Raw genomic sequence first — 22,514 nt, 5'->3', positions numbered from 1 at the left:
CTGCTATTTCAAGATCAAAACAAAAAGGAGCTAACATAACTGTCAGCTCCTTTTTATTTTAGTTAGTAGATTAAGACTGTATGAACTCCAGCAAATCTTCGTTAATGGTTGCTGCTTCGGTTGTTGGCATACCATGCGGGAACCCCGGATAAGAGATTAACTTACCGTTCTTAAGAAGCTTAACAGCTTTTGCACCGGTATTTGCAAACGGTACTATCTGGTCGTCCTCGCCGTGCAGCACTAGTACCGGCACATCTACGCTCTTGAGATCCTCTGTAAAATCAGTTGCAGAAAATGCCTTTATACAGTCGTAATGTGCCTTTATTGCGCCCATAAGGCCCTGACGCCACCAGTTTTCTCTAACGCCCTCAGACACTTTTGCGCCCTCACGGTTGTAACCGTAGAAAGGCATAGTAAAGTCTTTAAAGTACTGTGTCCTTTGAGTCGCTGTATTCTCTCGTATTTCGTCAAAAACAGCTATCGGGATACCGTCAGGGTTGTTTTCTGTTTGTACCATAAGTGGCGTAACAGCGCTTATCAATACTGCTTTAGCTACACGGCTCTTGCCATGCTTTGCAACATAGCGTATTACCTCGCCACCACCGGTAGAATGCCCGATGTGGATAGCATCTTTCAGGTCAAGTGCTTGGGTTAGTTCGGCAACATCTGCTGCATAGGTGTCCATATCATGGCCTTTATCGGTCTGGCTTGACCGGCCATGGCCCCTGCGGTCATGAGCGATAACCCTGTAACCTTTCTCCAGGAAGAACATCATCTGGGTGTCCCAATCGTCGCCGGATAGCGGCCAACCATGGTGAAATACAAGCGGTTGACCGGTTCCCCAATCCTTGTAATAAATTTCAGTTCCGTCTTTTACTGTAATTTTGCTCATCTGTTTTCTGATTATGGTAGTGAATAAAAAAGTGGAAACGCAATACCGCTTGCATAGAGTAATGGCAGATATAAATTACTTTATTACTCCATCAAAGGCCCTTAAATGTGGCCTAAACTGCCGCCAACTAAAATTAAAAACTAAGGACCGAAACCTGGTCGAAACTCAAAACTAGTAAATAAATTTTGGTTGTTTTACCACCTCACAAAAATTTAACACTGGCGAAATAATCATAAACTGACTTTTGCCATTTTATGGGTTTTTGAATATATGAAGGCGGTTTTCGCTTCAAAAATCTGCAAAAACCACATTTTAAACGTGCCTTGGTAGGTAATAATCAGTAGCTGCACTAATTACTGCCGGTTTTGCAAAGTGCAATTTAGCGAACGTTTTTCACCTTTTTACCAAAGTAACCATTAGCACTTTTGGCTCGGTGCCAAAGTTTGGCCCGCCGGAATCTGTCTCGTCTCCGTTAAGGATGCGCAACGGTTTAAATACCCCGTTCTGGTACGTGCCCTCCTCTACTTTAAGGTACTGCCAGGCTTTTGCCGTATTGCTTCCGGCCGGTTTAAAAGTAACATGGGTAAGGGCACCGTTCAGCAAAAATTTATCTTTGGCAAGTTGCACCACCATAAGTGCACCAAAGGGTTTCTCGTTAGGCTGAAACCTTCCTACACTTTGCTGTCCGAACGTGACTACCGCGGTCCAGTCGCCAAGGTCAATACTTTGTTCGGCATGGTCATCGTGCTCAACCACGGCTTTTATCTTTCCTTCAAACGCCCACTGCGCCAGTTCCCGCATCATGGTAGCGGCAACCTCGTATTCGCGGCCGTAAACCGACAAGCGTTCCGCAACTTTAGCGGTAGCGGCGGCTTGTCCGTTGGCATCTATCCCGAATGGTGAAAATCCTATGCCGCCTTTAGCAATCACATCGTAAAGGTATTTGGCATTCTCCGGTAGCAGGCCGGCCTCGGGTACAAACAGCGCGTTGTCAGGCCGGTTGTATAGTTCCATAACTTTAAGCACCCGTTCGCTTCCGCTCAGGTATATATCAGGTGCCAGCAGGTCCATTGCCGGAGCCGCTGCCTTCCAGATGGCAATTACATTATCTGTAGGTCCGCCACTTTCGTAGGTGTTGGCCATAGGGTTTGTTAATGGGTCGCGCAAGGCGGCGTTCACATAGAATGGCAACGGGTACTCGGCTTTGCCTGCTGCAGCAACCTTACCAATAAAAGAGGCTACCGACCACGCGTGAAAATACTCGTCGGCACGGTCGCCAAACACCTGCTTCCAGGTACCTTTCGCGTTTAGGTCCGTATTCAGTTGTTTTAATACTTCGGGTTTTAGCAATGCGGCGGGTACCTGCTGCTCAAATAGTTGCTGTGCTACGGGCGAGTAATCGCGCACGCTGTCCCAGGTACCAGGCTCGTTCTCTACCTGCACCATTATCACGGTCCGTGCGGCGTCCGCCTTTTTCAGATAGCGCATTACAGCACTAAACGCCTTAACATCGGCATCCAAAGTTGCTGCTGCATGCGGTGAAGGAGAGTCTATCGGGTTGTTCTTCTTACCAACAACGTTGGGGTATTTTGCTGCATCCTGTTTCATCCACTCCGGCATGTAATGATTGCTGCCGTTCTTCCAGGTACCAAACCAAAGGAATACCAATCTTACTTTATGTATCCTCGCTTGTTTTAGCAGCGTATCCACTACAGAAAAATCAAACTTGCCCGGCGCAGGCTCTATCTGCTCCCAGTACAGGGGCACTTCCAGGGTATTTAGGTGAAGCAGCTTTGCAGCCTGCCAAACCTGCGGCATCATACCTGGCCACGCGCTGGAGTTGTGCGCCTGGCCGCCAAGCATCAGGAAAGGTTTTCCATCTACCAGCAGAGCATGCCTGCCATTTTTATGAATCAGCGACGGTACAGCCGTGGTTTGCGCCAGGCTGTTTAGTCCGGGAATCATCAGGCAAAGCCCCAGTAGTAAATTTCTTGTGATTTTCATAAAGTACAGGTAATATCTTTTGATTCTGCAATATACTGTCTGTTGTACATTTATCACCTTTTACGTTTATTTTTATTTATAACACGTATAAAGTGCATGTTTAAAGGTGTTCTTCAAACTAAATAAGCTACTTTGCGTACAACACCACTAACTAAACCCTTTCAATGCATGAAAATATGGTGGCCAGCTTACGAACGTGCTTTAAAAAGCAGGCTATCCATACACTTCAACCACCAGGAGTCTGATCTCCGTTTTTGGCAAAACAAGCTTTTTCTTAATTTCTTGGTATACTGCCTGCCGGTAAGTTTTATAGCTGTTGTTCCGGGTGTTTTTATGGCGTTAAAAGACGGCTACACTTTTGTAGCTGTTATAGATCTGCTTGCCCTTTTAGGTGTGGCGTTCGCTACCTACTCTAATAAGTTATCTTTCCGCACGCGCAAAATCGTAATTATTGCCGTCTTTTACTTATTAGCTGTTTGCCTTATTAACACCCTTGGGTACGTTGGGCCTGGCGTGTTCTACCTGTTTGTCATAACTATTTTAATGGCGTTACTTTTTAAAACACGTTATGCTTACTGGTCTATTTTATGCAATACAGTTACACTACTTGCTTTTGCGGCCGTTATCGCCTTTAAACCTTTCAACAGCGCGCTTACCAATGTTTATTCTCCGGGGCAGTGGATAGCATTCAGTTCTAACCTTCCTTTCCTGAGCATTGTTATTGTGTTGCTTATCGAGCGTATTTTCAGGGGCCTGCAAAACACCATCGAATCCAAGGACAACCTGCAGGAACGATACAAAAATATCTTTCAGCTCAGCCCCTTGCCCATGTGGCTATTTGATACCGAGACCCTGCGGTTTTTAGATGTGAACGAAGCTGCAGTTAGACATTACGGATACAGCACCGAAGAGTTTCTGTCGATGACGATCAGGCAGTTACGCCCGGTTGATAAGGTATTGGCTTTAGAACAAATAGTAAGGCAAAATGCCGCTACCGGAAACTTCTATAATGACCGGGCAGATCACATCAAAAAAGATGGTACTGAGATAAATGTAAGAATAGAAAGCAGCCTGATTGTACTTGACGGTCGTAAAGTAAGACTGGTGCTGGCAACTGATATAACCGAAAAAGTAAAAAATGAACGGGGACTCGCACTGGCAACAGCCAAGCTCAGGGAATCGGAAAACAACTTACGGGCTATATTTGATAGCGCAACGGAAGGTTTTCTACTGCTGGATGCCGGGAGTAATATAAAAGCATTCAATAAAAAAGGCGAGGAATACATCAAATTAAATTCCTTTACTTCCGATTTTAAAACAGGCATAAACATATTTGACATACTGGAGCCCGGACGTGTAAGCTACTTTAAAGACAGTATTGCACAGGTTTTGAAGGGTGCCATAATACAGTACGACCGCAATTACCCAAAAGCAGGCGCAGATGACCTTTGGATGCAATACACTTTAAGCCCCGTGTACGAGGACGACCAAATTTGCGGCGTTTGCGTCACCGGGCAAAATATAAGCAACCGAAAAAACTACACCCGTAAAATTGAGCAGCAAAACAAAGTTTTCAGGGATATATCGTGGATGCAATCGCACCTGGTGAGGGCTCCGCTAGCCCGTATAATGGGCCTTGTAAGTTTGTTGGATTCGGCCCAGGAACACGCCGAACGGGAAGAGATTCAAGAATACCTTAAACAATCAGCCAACGAGTTGAATGATGTGATCTTAAAAATCACAGAAAGTACAACTAAAAGCATACTGGAGTAACAGCGACAATAACCCGTGCTTTTATCAGTCTTTTATAAAAGCCACACCCTCTTCTTTTTCGGTTTTCTTAAGCTGCGCCTTTAAGCCCTCAAAGCTGCGCATTGGCCCTTCGGCTGCAAATAAATTTATTAACCAGGCCGGTATATTACCACCCGGATCAACCTGAAGGGTGTAGTTTATGTGCACTTTACTTTTATCCAGCGGAGTTATCACCCATAATCCTTTTGAGGATGATATCCTTACCGCATCATCTTTAACAGGAACCATACCTGGAACTGCGGGTCCGTCTACAGTTACCACCTTAGTATCCGGATTTTGGCTAACAGTTAAGTGCGCAACGAAATCACGGTTGGTTGCCGGCCAGGGCACATTAATTTCCGAATAATAGTAAAGCTCTGAAGGGGACACCTGTTTTACCAGGCTGCAAGACTTGGTTTTGTAAACCCACTCGGGGCAGTGTTTAACATCCAGTAACACCCTTACCAACTGCGATGCCCTGGCATTTACATCACACTCTACCTTTACCGCCTTTATTTTAGACCCTGTAACCAAACTGGTGTACACCTTAACACCATCTTTGTCGGACTTGAGCGTCCAGTTATATTGCGCGGAAACGTTATTGGCTAAAAACAGCAGCAATAACCCTAATAAATATTTATACATCTGAAATTAACTTACGGCAAAACTATAATATCCAACTTAATCTTAATTTGATCGCTGTTAATTATGACACAATTATGCACTTGTTAAAAGTTTGATATAATTAGGTACACATTAATTAAGTTTGTTTACCATCTGTAAGCCTCTATGAAATTAAAGTTTATTCCTTTTGTTGTGGCATTTGCCTTTATGGTAAACCTGGCACTTGCGCAAACTGGCACTTACCTTAACAACCGCGCACCGCTACGCCAGAACCCTTATATAGAACTGCCGCTGGGGGCTATAAAGCCGAACGGCTGGCTGCGCGAAATGCTTATTCGCCAAAAGAATGGTGCTACAGGTAACCTGGATAAGCTGTACCCTATTGTAATGGGCAAGCGCAATGGCTGGCTTGGTGGAGACGGCGACCAATGGGAGCGCGGCCCATACTGGGTAGATGGCCTGCTGCCACTGGCTTATATTCTGGATGATAAAGAATTGATAGCAAAAGTAAAGCCCTGGGTAGAGTGGAGCATAAAAAGCCAGCAACCCGACGGCTACTTTGGGCCTGCAAAAGATTACAGTGAGGAGCCGGGCATACAACGCGATAATACGCGCGACTGGTGGCCAAAAATGGTGATGCTGAAGATACTAAAGCAATACTACTCTGCCACCGGCGACAAGCGCGTGATTAACCTCATGACCAACTATTTCAAATTCCAGTTGAAGGAGTTACCATCTGTACCGCTGGATAAGTATACTTTTTGGGCGAGGTACCGCGCGGGCGATAACCTGATGGTGGTGTATTGGTTATACAACATAACCGGCGATAAATTTCTGCTGCAATTGGCAGACCTGCTGCATAAGCAAACCTATGATTTTACCGATGCGTTCCTGAACACACCGCTGCTTTCTACCGACGGCAGCATACACGGTGTAAACCTGGCACAAGGTATGAAAGAGCCCCTGATATACTACCAGCAGCATCCCGAACAAAAGTATCTGGATGCCACCGTTAAAGCGCACACAGACCTGCGCAAGTACGACGATATGGCGCATGGGCTGTTTGGCGGGGACGAGTCGTTGCATGGTAATAACCCCACGCAGGGTGCCGAACTGTGTACCGCTGTGGAAATGATGTTTACGCTTGAAAGCACACTGGCCGTGACCGGCGATGTAAACTATGCCGATAAGCTGGAGCGCATTGCCTTTAATGCCCTGCCTACCCAGGTGTCTGACGATTTTGTAGACCGCCAGTATTTCCAGCAAGCCAACCAGGTGATGCTTACCCGCCAAACCCGCAACTTTGATGTAAACCACAGCGGCACCGATGTTTGCTATGGCCTGCTTACAGGTTACCCTTGCTGCACATCAAACATGCACCAGGGCTGGCCTAAATTCACCCAAAACCTTTTCTACGCTACCGCTGATAAAGGTATTGCTGCGTTGCTTTACTCGCCAAGCGAAGTAAAAGCTTTGGTTGCTGATGGAAAAGAAATCAGCGTGAAAGAGGAAACCAACTATCCCTTTGGCGAAACGGTGAAATTTACCATGAGCCTGGGGAAAGCCAAGCAGCTCATCTTTCCGTTCCATTTACGCGTACCCAAATGGTGCAACAATGCATCCATCAAAATAAACGGCAAGGTGATGCAGCAGGCAACTGCCGGCGAGATTGTGAAGCTGGGCCGCGAATGGCACAACGGCGATGTGGTAGAACTTACCCTGCCTATGCACATCAGCAAGAACAACTGGTACGAAAACTCGATATCTATAGAACGAGGTCCGCTGGTGTATGCGCTCAAAATTGGTGAAGAAGTTACCCGTGTAAAGAATACCAAAGACCCCATAGATTATGGCAGCAGTTATGATGAGATCCGCCCTACTACGCCGTGGAACTACGCGCTGATTGACCAGCCCGACAACAAACTTGATGAGAACTATAAGGTAGAGACATCGGCCGTATCATCATACCCATGGAACTTGCAGAACGCACCGATAACAATTAAGACCAAAGGGAGGCGCATACCATCATGGAAGTTGTATAACGATATGGCAGGGCCTATCCCCTACACTTTCATCTGGGGATCAGATGCCGAACAACCCGAGGACATTATACTGGTACCCTACGGCTGTACACGGCTGCGCATTTCGCAGTTCCCCCAGGTAAGATAAACAGAGACACCCCATACCAGGGTGCCTCTTCTCCCCCAACAATTACGCCGACACAGTAAGCGAAGTGCCGTTTATGGCGACGTTATATTTTTTAAGGCTGGCTACTGCAGGCCCTTGTACCACTGCGCCGGTTTTGCTGAATTCGGAACCGTGCAGCGGGCAGATGTAAATTCCCTGATCTCCGTGGTATTGTATTGCCGTACCCTCGTGTGTACAAGCCACCTGCACAGCCGAAAAGGAATCGGCAGAGTTACCGGCTGCTATACGGGCGATAATAACTCCATTAGAAACCTTTTGACTGCCTACTGTGAGTAATTCACTATCAAGGTTTACGCTAAACAGCGCGCCGCTGCCCGGGGTTGGTGTAGGGTCGCTGTTTTTTGCACCGCTGCCGCATGATGCTATGCCGCACCCGGCGCATACCGCTGCCAGGCCCAGGCCAAACTTTGCTAAAAATTCTTGTCTTTCCATAACTGTTGTTGTGTTTAATATTTGTTTGATGCTTCCTTTTTCTTGCCGTTGAAACTGAACATTCTTGATATTGTAAAGCCCAGCCTGAACTGCCCTTTGCCCCAGTCGCTTTGGGTGGCGCTTAGGTAACTGCTTTCCGTTATGGCCTTAGCATTGCTGAAGATCACCGTGAAAACGTGGCCGCCCGTTTCAATTTCAATCCCTACACCCAGCGGGTCGTAAAAGCGGTTATCGCCGGTGGCATTATCCCTGAACTTGGAGAACGGGTGCGCGTAGTCTACCACGATGCCCATCCGTTTAGTCACCTTCAGGCGGCCGGCAACACCCATAGCAAAAAAGTTGTTCTCGTTACCGTTTAGGAATGGAAAGGGCGAGTTATTGCGTACGAACGTGGGCGTTACCTGCAACGAGAACTTTGATGAGAACTTACGTGCAATAATAGCCTGCGCAACGTAAGCCAACCTGTCTTCAAAGGTTGGGAAAGCGGCATTATCGTTATAGGCTTTTACCCCTGCCTTGCCCAGCAGTGTAACTGCGAAAGGCATGCTGTTATCTGATGTTTGATGAAGAATGGCATACTTCAGCCCCAGATCAACCTGCTGGTTAAACTTACTGCGGCCAAAGTCAATGTCCAGGTTATCGGTAAGGCCGTACTCAAATCCGATGTAGATATCGCTGGAATTATCCAAGCCGAACAGGGTTTTGCCTCCGCCTTGTGATCCGCCGATGTCGCCAAAGCGGTGTATCACCAGAAAGTTCAGGTTCTTCTTTTTTACGGTCTCGGTAGTGGCGCCAAGTATCAGCCGGGTAGACTTGAACGTTGCAATAACAGGTTCGGCCTTTTCGGTACCTTCCATACTGCTCAGCAGCGAGTCGGCCGATGTTTTACCGGTAGCAGGAGTTGTTTGAGCCCTAAGGGCGGTACTGACGAGGGCTGCAGATGCAAATAAAATCAGCTTTTTCATAAGGGTTGTGTGGGGTTTTTAGTTACTACTTTGCAGGGGTATAAGTTGCCGAAACGTTCATCTTTATTGTTTCAGCTATGTGTTTAAATACCAGTGTGGGTATATCTATTTTGTGGTCAACACACTTCACCATAAACTCTGATGTCATGCTCAGTGTACCATTATTTACGGTTATGGTTCCAGGGATGGTGCGGGTTTGCGTAACGCCGTGCACGGTAAGGTCGCCCGTAGCGGTAACCGGGTATGTACCATTCTTGCTTACGTCAGCCTTCTCGTTCACCTTGCCTTTGAAAGTGGCTCGCGGGTACTTGTCGCTATCCATGTAGTTCTCGTTAAAGTGCTCCTGCATAAGCGACTTCGGGAACTTGAATGAGCGGATGTTCACGCTGAATGCCAGGTCGCCAGTAGCCGCGTTGTATACCGATGTACCGGTGTTTGTTGATGCCTGTATATCCTCCAGCGGTGCGCTTGAAAACAGGCTGATCTTCGCGTTTTTACAGGCATAGAGGTCCTGCCCCACCTGGTTTAAGCTTAACCAGGTAAGTAAAATAAAAACTATGTACTTCATGCTACTAGGGTTTTGTAAAGGAGTTTATGTTCCAGTTGAAGCCGATGGCAACACCGGTGGTATGCAAATTCACCTGGCTGTAGCCTACTGCCTTCAGCGGTACTTTAAAGTAAGGTTGCACGCTCAGGCTAAATTTAGGGCTCAACTGCCGCTCGAAGGTGGCGTTAAAATTAACCGCACTCATGAGGTAACTCTGCGGATTTGGCACTACGTAGTTAGCAGGCCCGGCGCTACTTCCCGATGCGTAAGTGTATTTATAGTTTTCGTGCAGCATCACGTACGAGGACAAGCCAGTCCCCAGCGCGAACTTATTGCGGCCGCCTTTATATACCTGGTAACTTACGTTCAACGGGATATCAAGCATGCGGCAATCTGCTGTAATATTAAGCGGGTTCTCCGGAAACATGTACCCCGAGTTGCTATTATAATTACTGAAGCTGGTAGCGTAAGGTTTAATAGCGTAAACCGCACCGGTAATAAAAGTTAGTTTTTTAACCGTTACAGAGAATGATACACCAAAGTTGCTACCTACTTTATTCTGTGACAATGAGTTTACGCCATTTATATCCGACGATGCAATAACACCCAACGCAAACTGCGGACGTATACCAGCGGCTTTTCTAACCTTTACAGTGGGGCTTTTTACCGCTGCAGGAGTAGTAACATCGGCAGCTATTTGTGATCCTGCAGTTGTACCCGCTACTGCTGTCGGCGGCGTAGTATCCTGCTGTATGGTGTTATCAATTGTCTTGAAAGCGCCAGCCAATACCTGTTGTAAGGTATCTTTTTCCACGTTCCCGGATGATGGCGGGATCACCGGTATGTATATCACCACGGGTGGTGTAGCTCGTGAGCCACTGCGGTTCTTGCCATTTCCTTCATTTTTCGCAGCAACTGGACTAGTAAAGGAAGTACCCGCAACTTTGTTCACAGTATCACCGGTAGCCGGTACTGATTGCTGTTTCGGCTTAACTGCCACCTGGCTTTGATCCGCCTTGTTTTCCGTTTGGTTATTTGTTTGTGGTTTAAACAACATCCATCCAAAAAACAACAGCAACAGAGCAGCAACAGCGCTGATGATTGGCAACGAAAGTATCTTAGGCTTTTTGCCTTTGTCCAGCATTTCTTCCAGGCTATCCCAGTCGGCATCGTTGAAAGCCAGGTTGTCGCCCGGGTCTTCCAACCGGCTCCTGAATAGTTTATCTATATTGTCCTGCTCCTCGTTCATTTTCTGATACCGTTTGTAAAGAAAGAAGCATTAACATCCATAGCGCAAATGGCCACTATCGGGTTATAATCCATGCCTCTGTCGTAATTGTTGTTTTTTGCACTCTCCTCCGATTTTAAGATCATCTGCTTTAGCTTGTGTCGTGCTTTATGCAGGTTTGATTTTGATGTACCGGTGCTGATGTTCAGCATCTCTCCTATCTCCTCGTGCGAGTACCCATCTATAGCAAACAGGTTAAACACCGTACGGTAAGCCTGGGGCAACTGCTGCACCATCTTCAACAGGTCCTCGTAATTTAAATTATGGTCTACCGGCTCACTGTCACTCAGGTGCTCGGCCTTATCAAGATCATCTGTATAGGCCATCTTCAGGTTAGCCCGGTAGTAGTCTATAGACACATTCATCATAATGCGGCCAAGCCAGGCTTTAAACGGCCGCTGTGTATCAAACCTGTCCAGGTGCGTAAACACCTTTAAAAAACCCTGGTTCATTACCTCAGCGGCTTCCTCACGGTTATTTGCATACCGCAGGCATATCCCCATCGAAAAGCCATAAAATGCCTTATACAGCATCTTCTGACATTTCCTGTCGTGGTTTATACAACCCGTTATCAAATGGTGTAACTCTTCTTCGCCCATAGGGGTTAATGCTGTGATGTGACGCTTAGTTCAACCTTTTATACCTACATCACGAAAGCAACGGTTTAAAGGTTGCCTTTTAAAATTAAAAAAACGCCGCCAGGTTGTAAGTAACTGATTATTTGAACGAAAAATTCTTTTACAAGTCCTGCCTTTACTCTTCTTTGGCATACAGGCAACCATTAAGCTAACCACTCCGTCATGGTTGTAAGGTCATAAACCTTAACATAACTTGTAATTGCAACAACGTGTCCAGCATCCATACAAATATATTAGCTACCCTGGCCTACTTTGATATGTTCGAGTATCCGCTCACACGCCAGGAGATATTCAGGTTCTTGTTTTACAAACATCGTGAGGAAGATGTGAGTTGCGCTATTCATAATCTTGTTACCGAAAGAAGGATCTACCAACTAGACAAGTTTTATTCATTACGGAACGATCACCTGATCATTGCGGAACGTCGCAAGGTGACAATGGCGGCCCGCAAGTTCATCACTAAAGCAAGTGCCCGGGCAAAATGGTTAATCAGGCTGCCTTTTGTGCGCGGCGTTGGGGTATCCGGCACCTTTCATAAGAATTTATGGGAAGAGCGTGCTGATGCCGATATGCTCATCATCACATCTAAAAACCGGTTATGGATAGCTCGCATGCTTGTGAACTGCTACAGGTTATTCGCGTTCCCCAAACAGGAAAATGCTTTGCAACTTAGTTATTACATAGATGAACAAGAGCTGGAACTGAGGGATAAAAACCTCCATACAGCTGTAGCTATAAATATGCTTGTTCCCCTGGAAGGCGATATTACTTTCGAGAAATTTTACGCCGCTAATGCCTGGGTGAGGTCATATCTACCAAATAAGCTGATGCGTGTTTCTTCCGCAACTCCGTTAAGCAGCACTATTTGTAAACTATGGTTTGAAAAATTATTTGATAACAGGGCAGGCAATAAGTTGGATAACTTCCTGATGCGGATATCTGCGTGGTGCAAACAAAAGGGCTTACCAACTGGCATGCTTGCCGGCCAAAGTAATTGGGGCAAGCACTTTAAAAAGCCAGAGCATGCCGGTTTTTCTTACTGGATGGAACAACGGTATAACGAAAAGGTTATCCGGCTGATTGGCAAAGCCGACCACCGGATAGCCCAGTAGCAATCCTTACTTGGTGATCAGATTATACAGCTCATCTAACTTAGGTGTCAGCACAATCTCTATGCGCCTGTTCTTGGCCAGCGCATCTGCAGTTTCGCCCTGCTCTATTGGCTGGAACTCGCTTTTACCGGTAGCGGTAAGGCGCTTTGGATCTACATTCTCAACCTCGGTTAAATATCGCGTTACTGATGTAGCGCGCAGCACACTTAAATCCCAGTTATCTTTTATCTGGCCCAAATTCTTAATCTTCTTATTGTCGGTGTGGCCTTCCACTGCAATGTTGATGTCGGCCTCCTTGTTAAGCACTCCTGCAAGAGACTTCAATGCCTGCTTACCTTTTTCATCAATAACAATACTTCCCGATGGGAAAAGCAGCTTATCAGTTAAAGACACATACACCTTGCCGTTGCGGATATCCACCGTAAGGCCGCTTTGCTGGAAGCCCAGCAAGGCTTTCTGTAACTTGTCTTTAAGCGCGTTGGTAGCTTCGTCGCGCTTGCGCAAAATCTCTTCAACTTCTTTTAGCCTGGCTTCACGCTTCTTCAGGGCATCTGATAGTTGTGTAACCTTTGATGAGGTAGCACTATAGTTTTTATCCAGCGAATTGTACTTGCCATTAAGCGCATTATAATTGTTGGTAAGGTCGGCAAGGTCGCTGTGCATCCTGGCGGTGTCGGCCATTAATCTAACCCTCTCCTCATCAAGACTACTGGCGCGGGTTGCCAGCGAATCGCGCTGAGCAAGCAATGCTTTATACTTTTTTGGAGATAGTACCACGCAAGAGTGCAGCGAAGTGGCTATAACGGCAACTAACAACAAGTACTTAATTTTCATGAGGTGCAAGGTTAACTTATGGCGTTCTTTAAAAATACATTTAGCGGATATATTCGGGCACAAAGCGCAGCAACTTCGTCAACGGCTTTGGCACTCATCACTTCTTTGTCTTTAAGCTGATGGAACACCACAAAGCTTTTAAGTTTAAGCAGATCTATATTCTCGTTATCTGATGTGTAATCCTTAGGCGTTGTTTTTAATTGTTCCTGCTTACGGAAATCACCGAAGAGCTTTACGAATGAAGGTTCATCAATTACTTTCTTAAGATCGGCAGCATTGTAATCTATCTCCTGGCGTATAGCTTTAAGATGCTCGGCTTCTGGCATCCAATAGCCACCCGCAATAAAGCTTTTGCCAGGCTGTATTTGCAGGTAATACTCCACGCCGCCCAGTTTGGAGCCATGTGACGGAATACTTACCCCAAAGTTGTTTTTGTAGGGCGTTTTATTCTTGCTGAAACGGATGTCGCGGTAAATACGCATCACGCACTTTTTCGGATCAAGCGAGTCGCTTACACCAGGGTCTATCTTATGAATTTTGGCAAGCAGATCTGTGGTAAAGGCAATCAGGTTTTGGCGTGCATCTTCGTAACGCGGTCGGTTGCTCTCAAACCAATCCCGTTCGTTATTCTCTGCAAGATCTTTTAAAAATTCAAGCGTAGTTGGGTTTATCATCCCTGCTCTGTAATATAATTCTAAGGTGTGGCTGTTAGTTTAAGTTAAGCTTTTCCGGACGGATGTTCAGCTCCACGTTTTTACGGCGATATTTGGTGTACCATACATAGGCACCGACTGCTACTACCAGGTATGGGGCAGCTAATAAAAACATAATGCCTGCATTTAAGCCTTTGGTAGTTTTACTGCCGCTTTGCGCGCTTGATTCTACAGATGCGGTACAGGCAGCACACTGCGCTTTAACATCAATGGTAGATGCTGACAGTAAAGAAAATACAAGCGCAATCAGGATAAATTTGAATTTTTTCATGTTACCTATATTAAAAGTGGTAATAAGGAGAGATCATCAAATATACAACTACTCCTGAAACTGTAACGAATAACCATATTGGAAACGTCCATCTTACCAGTTTCTTATGTTTTTCTACCTGCATTTTAAGCCCGTAGTTAAAACTTAGCAGTACCAACGGCAATACTCCTGCTGCCAGTATAATATGAGGCGTAAGTATGCTGAGGTAAAGTGTACGCAAGCCACCTATAGCAGTACGTTCTTCAGCTGATAAAACACCATCTCCGTTAGCATCACCGTAAAGGGTGTCTCTCCTCATTAAATAATGAAACAAGATGTATGATACAAGAAATAGCGACGAAAGTATGAACGTTGTAATATTTAGCCTTTTATGAACCTTTACATTACCGTGCATTATGTAATATAACGAAGTAACAAGTAATATGCTGCAGGTACCATTAAGTATGGCATTAAGCATGGGCAGGTAAGGTGTAAAAGCAGGTGGGGTTTCCGGGCCGGGTATCAAATGCCGGTTAAGTACAATAACCACCAGGATCACAAAAACAGTAACGACAGCTACAAAACGAAAGATGAATTTATCAGTCATAACAGTAAGATAAGTAAGCGGCGAGACGAAGGCCGCCTTTATTAATATAAGGCTTTGTCTACCTTGCGCAACTCTTCAGATATCAGCACTTTTATTTCGTCATTCAGCTTAACCATGTCCGTAGTTGACGTGCCCGAATAATACCCGCGTATGCGTTTTTCTGCATCTACCAGCACTAATTTATCGTCGAGCGCGAAAGAGCCATCCGCCGTTTTAAAAGCATTTACAAGCAAACCATTGCGTGACAGGTTGTAGATGTTTGTAGTATCACCGGTAAGAAAAAGCCACTTGCCGGCTTCCCTAAACTGTGATGCATAATTCTTCAGTGCGGCAACGTTGTCATGTTCAGGATCAATGGTAACTGTAACAAAGTTTACCATTTTGTTATTACGATAGTTTTTCACCAAGCCACCAAGGTTAGTGTTTACCGTTTTACATACATCAGCACAGCTGGTGTAAAAAAAGTTAGCGACAAAAATCTTTTTGTCGAAAGTAGCAGCTGTAACTCCAGCGCCGTTTTGGTCTGTTAACTTAAAGTCGCCAACCTTGTGGTAAATGGTGTCTGGTATGTACTTGCCATGAAACTTATGGCCGGTTTTAGCAACTTCTTTAGGGCCGTAAAATGGCAGCGGTTTATACCGGTTTTTGCCCTTTGCGGTTAGTAAATAATATAAAAATCCCGGTAATGCTAATATCATTACCAGGATTACTATCTTTTTAGGAAGGCTTGTTTTAAGCATTAAATATCTTAAGGTCTACCCAGTAATGACTTTCGTTTGTAAGTACCAGTATAAGCCCGATGATGAAAAGGATAGGAACAATAATGGCCAGCATTAAACCTACCTTCTCGAATTTAAGGTGCATGAAATAAGCAACAATGTAGAACGCTTTTAACAGCGTTAAAATAATGTAAATAGGGTTAGCTATGTGCTGCGGTACACCTCTTGGTACCAACACCAATGCTATAAAGAACTCAACAACGGTAATACCCAACAGTACAAAAAATACTCTCCAGATCTTCCCTTTGGTCATTGATTCGTGTTCGCCATGCTCTTCGTGGTGAACTTCTGTTTTTTCTGCTGACATATCTTTGTTCAGTTGATTGTTTTAAACTAAGTAAAAGAAGGTAAATACGAACACCCACACAAGGTCTACAAAGTGCCAGTAAAGGCCCACTTTCTCTATCATCAGGTAGCTTCCGCGTTTCTCGTAAGTACCAGCAATAACATTCACCAGAATGATGATGTTGATAATAACGCCGCTAAACACGTGGAAACCATGGAAACCAGTAATTGTAAAGAACAGGTTGGCAAACTGCTGCGTATATGTTGGAGACAATGCAGCACCTTCTCTAAAGTACTCTTTTAATTCGTGCGGGATTGTGCCCCACCAAAAACCTTCGTGATGTAAGTGTGTCCACTCCAATGCCTGGCAACCTAAAAAGGTAAAACCACCTATAATGGTCCAGATCATCCACATGGTAACTTCTTTCTTTGCCATACGGTGACCAGCCTCAACGGCAAGTACCATGGTAACCGAGCTCATGATAAGGATAAAGGTCATTAAGCCTACGAACACCAAAGGTGCTCCGCTATCCAGCATACCCGGAACCGACTGAAATATAAGATCGGCAGCAGGCCAGCTGTTAGAGCTGAAACGTAACGCGCCGTAAGAGATTAGTAACGAAGAGAAGGTAAACGCATCCGACAGGAGGAAAAACCACATCATCATTTTGCCATACTCCACTTTGAACGGCGAGCTGCCGCCAGACCACGGCGTGGTTTTTACTTCATCAATAGGTGATACTTGTGCACTCATGAGTTTTTATTGTTGGTTCAAAAGTAAAAAAACATACAGATAAATCCATATAATATCGACAAAATGCCAAAAAATAGAGGACATCTGCATTCTAAATAAGTTCTTAACTTGTGGTATGCCGCTGTAGCTTCCCCACATGGTATTGGCAAGCAACAAAATGCCCGCCAGGATATGCAAAAGGTGCATTCCGGTGAATACATAAACAAAAGACTGCGACGCGTTAGGGTTTGTAAAGTACACACCCATTTGGTTCACCATGTAAGACCATGCATAGATCTGTATAACGAAGAACGCTACACCTAAAGCGATGGTTATCCCTAACAACAGGCGCTGTTTTGCAAACTGTAGTTCGCGCGCTGCTTTGGATGCCAGTTGCATGGTTATACTGCTAACAACGATTGCAATGGTGCTGTATATAAACGCTGAAGGCAGCTTCATACCAAGCGCATGGCCTGTACCGCCGCTGTATACAATAAAGCCACTGGTTAAAGCAGCAAAGAACATAAATGATGTGAATACGAATATCCACATATTGAATTTTTTTGGGGCCAGGTTTAGTTTATCTTCCTGTTCTATCTTAGCCATTATCATTTTACTTTTCCTATAAAATCAAACAAAAACATAAGTTGCACCACCGGCAAGTAATAAAAAGAGCCGAACATCAGCTTCTGTGCTGCCTTGATGTCGCGCATCTTTAGAAGGTTATAAGCCTGGTACAAGAATAAGGTACTCATAACTACAGATACCGCCCCTACCAAGTAACCGCCGTAACCATAAATAGTTGGCAGTAAACTTACCGGGAACATGATCACGGCAAATATGAACGTAACTATGGCGCTTGTGAGATCGCGCTTGCCTGTAGGAAGCAAGCGGAAGCCGGCAAGCTTATAGTCGTCGTCCAGTACCCAGGCAATTGCCCAGAAATGTACAAACTGCCAAACGAACTGTATCCCGAACAAAATCAGCGCTATCTCATCAATCTTAGGATGTGCAGCAACGTATCCAATAAGTGGTGGCAAAGCACCCGGTATAGCACCAACAAACACCGCAATAGGCGATTTGCGTTTCAGTGGTGTATATACAAAAGCATATAGGATTATGGAGAATACCGACAAGTAACCAGTGGTAAGGTTGAGCTTGCCCAGCAAGTAAGTGCCAAACAGCGCCATAAATAACCCTATCACCAATCCTTGTCCGGTCGTCATACGGCCAGCCGGCATCGGGCGGTCTGATGTGCGTTTCATTAGCCGGTCAAGGTCTTTCTCGATTATCTCGTTGAAAGTATTTGCAGCGGATGTTACCAGGAAACCACCTACGATCAGCATCAACCATTTGGTCCAGAAATCACGTCCGCCCCAGTCAATAGGGCCGTTTACCTTGCTTCCGATTACAAAAGATATGGACGCCGAGAAGGTTACCAAAAAGGTAAGCCGCAGTTTTATCAGTTTGCTAAAGTCGCTCCACTTCATCTGCGCGCCTCCTGTATATTGTTCACCGAACTAAACAAGTTTAACAATAAGTAAAACTGCGCGCCAAAAACCAAGCTAGCCAGTACAATGTGCGCAGCCTGCGCAAATGGAGGCAACGACCAGTATGAAAGCAGTATGCCAGTTACAATTTGCAGCATAATCATCAGGAACGTAAAGCTCATGAGTTGCTGCTGTATAGAGTGCCTGCTAAAGTTGCGCCGAACCAGCGCGTACAACACAATGTTAAGTGCCAGTACAACCAACGCCATATCGCGGTGCTGATTGAAGATCTCGCCGGCGCGCGAGGTCCAGCTGTCGCGGTAGCTACCTTCGAGGTGGCTGGCTACAGCGTCTATTTTCTCACGCACCTCAGTGCCAAAAGTTATCTGCAAAATGCTTAATGCTAGTACTATTAACGTAACTACCGCCAGCAGTGGCTTAACGGTAAGTTTATACCTTCCGTTTGTTTTGGCCATATGGTATGTTGCTATGCATATAGCCAATATGGCCAGGGCCAATAACATGTGTACGGTTACTATCCAGGCTACCAGGTTTGTTGACACCACGATAGAACCTAACCATGCCTGAAAGCCTACCAGTATAAGGTTGAGTATACTTAATATAACGATGAACTTGCTGCTCTTCCAGTAACGGAAAGAGTAAACCGCAGTTAACAACAAAAATATACCTGATATTGCGCCTATCAACCGATTGATATACTCTGTCCAGGTACGTGCGCTGTTAAACTCTTCCGGGACAAGTATAGATTTATCGTTGCGAATACGCATAGCCAATTGGCTGTATCCAAAAACATCAAGCATTTTAGCGAACTTCTGATTTTTAGCCATGCGTCCGTTTGCATATACTTCTTTGTAGTTGGCAGGCAGTTCAGAAATGTCTGTCGGGGGTATATATTGCCCAAAGCATTTAGGCCAGTCAGGACATCCCATTCCCGAACCAGTACTGCGCACCACGCCTCCTGCTAATATCAGTATAAACAGCAGGATTATTGTTGCGAGATTTATGTTTAGAAACTTACTACCGGATGCGTTACTGCTCATTCAAAAATCCTTACTAAAAAATTAGGGTAACTGTGTAAGTCCGAAGTTCCTGCTCAAAAGTCTTAAGCCCGAATGTCTGACTTAGAACTCCTGACTTGAGGCTACCGACTTGAACAGCTACCCTAAAAGATCAGATCAGTATATTATTACTTTACTTCTTCGTTGCTCTTTTGAGTACTTACCCAGTTTGCGTGTGCTTCCAGGCCAACAGGGTTGTCCTCAAAGTCATGCGGAAGGTTAGAGCTCATAGTTTGTGATAGCGGTACAGTTTGCTGGATGTAATCCTCTTCTGCGCCGGGCTTGCTGTAGTCATATGGCCAACGATAAACAGTTGGTATTTCACCAGGCCAGTTACCATGGATGTGCTCAACAGGTGCTGTCCACTCCAATGTATTTGCTTGCCAAGGGTTCTGAGTTGCTTTCTTACCAAAGAATATGGAGTAGATGAAGTTGAACAAGAATGCAACCTGAGCTACTGCTGACATGATAGCTGCCCATGTAACAAATGTGTTTACAGATAACCAACGCTTCATCGACTCAAACTCTGTGAAAGCGTAGTAGCGACGTGGTACACCATCAAGACCCATAAAGTGCATTGGGAAGAACACTAGATAAGCACCAATAAAGGTAAGCCAAAAGTGCAGGTAACCCAAGCGCTCGTTCATCATGCGGCCATACATTTTAGGGAACCAGTGGTAAACACCGGCAAGCATACCAAATATAGCTGCGGAACCCATTACAAGGTGGAAGTGAGCTACCACGAAATAGGTATCATGCAGGTTGATGTCCAACGCAGCATTACCAAGGAAGATACCTGTTAAACCACCTGAGATAAAGAAAGACACCATACCGATTGCAAACAGCATAGCAGCGGTGAAACGGATATTACCGCGCCACAATGTTGCCAGCCAGTTGAAAGTCTTTACAGCTGATGGTACCGCGATGATCAGGGTGGTAATCATGAACACACCACCCAGGAACGGGTTCATACCCGTCACAAACATGTGGTGACCCCAAACAATGAACGACAGTACTGTAATACCTATCAGGGAGTAAACCATCGCGTGGTAACCAAAGATTGGTTTACGCGAATTTACAGACATTACTTCTGATGATATACCCATAGCAGGCATAATTACAATGTATACCTCAGGGTGACCCAGGAACCAGAACAAGTGCTGGAACAAGATTGGGCTACCACCTTCATAAGGCTGAACCTGGCTGCTGTTTAACACAATCTCTGAAAGGTAGAAACTTGTACCAAAGCTACGGTCAAACACAAGCAATACCACACCTGCAACAAGTACAGGGAATGCGAGGATACCCAAGATAGCGGTAAGGAAGAACGCCCAGATAGTTAACGGCATTTTCCAAAGATCCATACCCTTAGTACGCATATTCAATACGGTACTAACGTAGTTTATAGCGCCCATCAATGACGAGGCGATAAAGAACACCATGCTGATCAACCATAACGTCATACCCATACCTGAACCAGGCATTGCCTTAGGTAGTGCAGATAATGGCGGGTAAATTGTCCAACCACCGCTGGCAGGGCCTTTTTGAACCATAAATGATGATAGCATGATAACACTGGCTAAAAAGAAGAACCAGTAAGACAGCATGTTCATGAATGGCGATGCCATATCGCGGGCACCTAATTGCAATGGGATAAGCAGGTTACTGAAAGTACCGCTCAAACCCGCAGTAAGTACAAAGAATACCATGATGGTACCGTGAATGGTAACCAGTGACAGGTAGAAGTTAGAATCTAAACGGCCACCAGGAGCAAACCTTCCTAAAAGGGTCTCCATAAAAGGGAAAGCCTGATCAGGATAAGCTAACTGAATTCTAAAAAGTATAGATAAAACCATCGCTATAACTGCCATGGTAATACCTGTAACCAGGAACTGCTTGGCAATCATTTTGTGATCCTGGCTGAATATATATTTGGTCAGGAACGTTTCATTATGATGATGGTGTCCGTGATCGTCTTCGTGATGTGCTACTCCGTGATCGTGAACTGATAATGTTGACATACTCGCTAATCTTTAGTCTTAATTGTTTAACGCTAACCTGTTTTTTTGTGCTACCGGCTTTACCTCAGCAAATTTCAGATCTTTTTTGATCTGATCGGTAAGGTAAGGCTTTTGTTGAGCCAACCATGCCTGGTATTCAGCCTCGGTTACCACACGAACTATCTTTTTCATGTTATAATGTGCACCACCGCAAATCTTATTGCAACGCACATCATATTCAAAGGCAGGGTCACCAAGTTTACGCTGCATTTCTGCCGTTGTAATAGTTGGTGTAAATTTGAAGTAGGTTGGCAAGCCCGGTACAGCATTTAGCTGAACACGCATGTGCGGTATATAAACGCTGTGGATAACATCCTGTGCGTGAATATTTAGTTTTATAGATTTACGTACCGGCATATACATAGTATCAGCCTGTAAATCGTCCATGCTATATCTGTCTTTGAAATCAACACCAACTTTATTCGTACCGCTTACCAATTTGTAATCAGTTCTGCCTAATCGTCCGTCATTACCTGGGTAACGTAGTTCCCAGGCAAACTGGTGACCGGTGATATCAATATTGATAGAAGCTTGCTCACCTTTAGCATCAACAGTGTTCATGATCTGCTGCCATGTGAAGAAACCGAAGATAACCAACACGGTAAGCACAATTGCAGGTGCAATGGTCCATATCTTTTCTATGGTATTGTTGTGCGGAAGGTAATGGCCGCGACGCTTCTCTGAGTAGCGGTAACGGAATAAGAAAGTAAACAGCAATATCTGAGTTACAAAGAAAACAACCAGTGTAATACCAGTAGTAGTCCAGAACATCTGATCTATTTTAACGCCATGTGCTGATGCTGATTCTGGTAATATTTGGCTACCCTGTACAGTAAGAGACCAATATGCGCCGTATAAACCAGCTATAAGGAATACCAGGCAAAAAATACCCATTACATTATTCCAGTTAATTGGCTTTTTATTCTGGATCTGTTGGGTAAGATCATAAACACGCAATATTTTACCTACAATGCCTATTACAAAACATACTACAATAAACAGCAATACGTAGTAGCCCGGGCCTAGCCAAACACTTGGTGCAGCATCTCCCTTGAGAGTGGTAGCGCCCGGATCTTTGGTTGCGTCCTGAGCCATCAGCAGGTTTGTGCCCAACAGCATAAACGCAGCTAACAGCGAAAGCATTTTTTTAGAACTTATTAAACTTTTGAATCCCATTTTATTG

Annotated in this window: 23 protein-coding genes; 3 read left to right on the top strand and 20 right to left on the bottom strand. The window is 45.0% G+C overall.

The annotated features are described in order from the left end of the window. Positions 1-70: 70 nt before the first annotated feature. Both DYU05_RS14090 and DYU05_RS14085 read right to left on the bottom strand, forming a co-directional pair. Entirely contained in the window at positions 71-892 is an 822-nt protein-coding gene (locus DYU05_RS14090) for an alpha/beta fold hydrolase (RefSeq protein ID WP_117383740.1), read from the bottom strand. Positions 893-1,285: 393 nt separating this feature from the next. Continuing rightward, complete coding sequence (locus DYU05_RS14085) at positions 1,286-2,896, bottom strand: GH35 family beta-galactosidase (RefSeq protein ID WP_117383739.1); 1,611 nt, start codon at positions 2,894-2,896, stop codon at positions 1,286-1,288. A 168-nt stretch (positions 2,897-3,064) separates the two neighbouring features. Between DYU05_RS14085 and DYU05_RS14080 the strand changes: the two genes are divergently transcribed. Further along, positions 3,065-4,669, top strand: a complete 1,605-nt coding sequence (locus DYU05_RS14080) for a PAS domain S-box protein (protein WP_117383738.1) — start codon at positions 3,065-3,067, stop codon at positions 4,667-4,669. A 24-nt stretch (positions 4,670-4,693) separates the two neighbouring features. Here the strand turns inward: DYU05_RS14080 and DYU05_RS14075 are convergent, their stop codons facing one another. Next, entirely contained in the window at positions 4,694-5,332 is a 639-nt protein-coding gene (locus tag DYU05_RS14075) for an START domain-containing protein (protein WP_117383737.1), read from the bottom strand. Between the two features lie 144 nt (positions 5,333-5,476). Between DYU05_RS14075 and DYU05_RS14070 the strand changes: the two genes are divergently transcribed. Continuing rightward, complete coding sequence (locus DYU05_RS14070; RefSeq protein WP_117383736.1) at positions 5,477-7,480, top strand: beta-L-arabinofuranosidase domain-containing protein; 2,004 nt, start codon at positions 5,477-5,479, stop codon at positions 7,478-7,480. 42 nt (positions 7,481-7,522) lie between these two features. Here the strand turns inward: DYU05_RS14070 and DYU05_RS14065 are convergent, their stop codons facing one another. The 5 genes from DYU05_RS14065 to DYU05_RS14045 are packed head-to-tail and all read right to left on the bottom strand — an operon-like array spanning position 7,523 to position 11,350. Beyond that, entirely contained in the window at positions 7,523-7,951 is a 429-nt protein-coding gene (locus DYU05_RS14065) for a QcrA and Rieske domain-containing protein (protein ID WP_117383735.1), read from the bottom strand. A gap of 14 nt (positions 7,952-7,965) precedes the next feature. Then, positions 7,966-8,916, bottom strand: a complete 951-nt coding sequence (locus DYU05_RS14060) for a DUF5777 family beta-barrel protein (protein WP_117383734.1) — start codon at positions 8,914-8,916, stop codon at positions 7,966-7,968. 25 nt (positions 8,917-8,941) lie between these two features. Next, positions 8,942-9,484, bottom strand: coding sequence for a YceI family protein (locus DYU05_RS14055; protein WP_117383733.1), 543 nt, complete (start codon positions 9,482-9,484; stop codon positions 8,942-8,944). A gap of 4 nt (positions 9,485-9,488) precedes the next feature. Then, positions 9,489-10,712: a hypothetical protein gene (locus DYU05_RS14050; protein WP_117383732.1), complete on the bottom strand. Its 1,224-nt coding sequence runs from the start codon at positions 10,710-10,712 to the stop codon at positions 9,489-9,491. Beyond that, positions 10,709-11,350 carry an RNA polymerase sigma factor gene (locus tag DYU05_RS14045; RefSeq protein WP_117383731.1) on the bottom strand — a complete coding sequence of 214 codons (642 nt, stop codon included), beginning with the start codon at positions 11,348-11,350 and terminating at the stop codon, positions 10,709-10,711. The genes DYU05_RS14050 and DYU05_RS14045 overlap by 4 nt, the downstream gene beginning before the upstream one ends. A gap of 248 nt (positions 11,351-11,598) precedes the next feature. On the opposite strand from DYU05_RS14045, the gene DYU05_RS14040 reads away from it, so the two are divergent. Then, positions 11,599-12,501: a hypothetical protein gene (locus tag DYU05_RS14040; protein WP_133300235.1), complete on the top strand. Its 903-nt coding sequence runs from the start codon at positions 11,599-11,601 to the stop codon at positions 12,499-12,501. Positions 12,502-12,507: 6 nt separating this feature from the next. On the opposite strand, the gene DYU05_RS14035 is transcribed toward DYU05_RS14040, so the two are convergent. The 12 genes from DYU05_RS14035 to DYU05_RS13980 form a co-directional block, all read right to left on the bottom strand. Next, positions 12,508-13,335 (bottom strand): OmpA/MotB family protein, encoded by an 828-nt coding sequence (locus DYU05_RS14035; RefSeq protein WP_117383729.1) that lies wholly within the window; start codon positions 13,333-13,335, stop codon positions 12,508-12,510. 11 nt (positions 13,336-13,346) lie between these two features. Beyond that, on the bottom strand, positions 13,347-14,009 hold the full coding sequence (locus DYU05_RS14030; protein ID WP_117383728.1) for a DUF2461 domain-containing protein: 663 nt from the start codon (positions 14,007-14,009) through the stop codon (positions 13,347-13,349). Between the two features lie 34 nt (positions 14,010-14,043). Further along, positions 14,044-14,319: a hypothetical protein gene (locus DYU05_RS14025; RefSeq protein WP_117383727.1), complete on the bottom strand. Its 276-nt coding sequence runs from the start codon at positions 14,317-14,319 to the stop codon at positions 14,044-14,046. A gap of 10 nt (positions 14,320-14,329) precedes the next feature. Beyond that, complete coding sequence (locus DYU05_RS14020) at positions 14,330-14,905, bottom strand: DUF420 domain-containing protein (RefSeq protein ID WP_117383726.1); 576 nt, start codon at positions 14,903-14,905, stop codon at positions 14,330-14,332. Between the two features lie 41 nt (positions 14,906-14,946). Further along, a complete protein-coding gene (locus tag DYU05_RS14015) occupies positions 14,947-15,645 on the bottom strand; it encodes an SCO family protein (RefSeq protein WP_117383725.1) in 699 nt (232 codons plus the stop codon). Continuing rightward, positions 15,638-15,991, bottom strand: a complete 354-nt coding sequence (locus tag DYU05_RS14010) for a cytochrome C oxidase subunit IV family protein (RefSeq protein ID WP_117383724.1) — start codon at positions 15,989-15,991, stop codon at positions 15,638-15,640. The genes DYU05_RS14015 and DYU05_RS14010 overlap by 8 nt, the downstream gene beginning before the upstream one ends. Before the next feature lie 21 nt (positions 15,992-16,012). Continuing rightward, the gene (locus DYU05_RS14005; protein ID WP_117383723.1) at positions 16,013-16,723 is read right to left on the bottom strand and encodes a cytochrome c oxidase subunit 3; all 711 of its coding nucleotides are present in this window, start codon (positions 16,721-16,723) and stop codon (positions 16,013-16,015) included. A 6-nt stretch (positions 16,724-16,729) separates the two neighbouring features. Continuing rightward, positions 16,730-17,308, bottom strand: coding sequence for a cytochrome c oxidase subunit 3 (locus tag DYU05_RS14000; protein WP_117384013.1), 579 nt, complete (start codon positions 17,306-17,308; stop codon positions 16,730-16,732). A 2-nt stretch (positions 17,309-17,310) separates the two neighbouring features. Beyond that, entirely contained in the window at positions 17,311-18,192 is an 882-nt protein-coding gene (cyoE, locus tag DYU05_RS13995) for a heme o synthase (protein WP_117383722.1), read from the bottom strand. After that, positions 18,189-19,253: a COX15/CtaA family protein gene (locus tag DYU05_RS13990; RefSeq protein ID WP_117383721.1), complete on the bottom strand. Its 1,065-nt coding sequence runs from the start codon at positions 19,251-19,253 to the stop codon at positions 18,189-18,191. Before DYU05_RS13990 ends, cyoE begins: the two co-directional genes overlap by 4 nt. Positions 19,254-19,399: 146 nt before the next feature. Then, a complete protein-coding gene (locus DYU05_RS13985; RefSeq protein ID WP_117383720.1) occupies positions 19,400-21,292 on the bottom strand; it encodes a cytochrome c oxidase subunit I in 1,893 nt (630 codons plus the stop codon). 18 nt (positions 21,293-21,310) lie between these two features. Beyond that, complete coding sequence (locus DYU05_RS13980) at positions 21,311-22,507, bottom strand: cytochrome c oxidase subunit II (RefSeq protein ID WP_117383719.1); 1,197 nt, start codon at positions 22,505-22,507, stop codon at positions 21,311-21,313. Positions 22,508-22,514 lie beyond the last annotated feature (7 nt).

This window comes from Mucilaginibacter terrenus (assembly GCF_003432065.1).
Taxonomy (GTDB): domain Bacteria; phylum Bacteroidota; class Bacteroidia; order Sphingobacteriales; family Sphingobacteriaceae; genus Mucilaginibacter; species Mucilaginibacter terrenus.
Note: the sequence above shows the minus strand (reverse complement) of the source record. Positions and strands in the feature narration are given on the sequence as shown.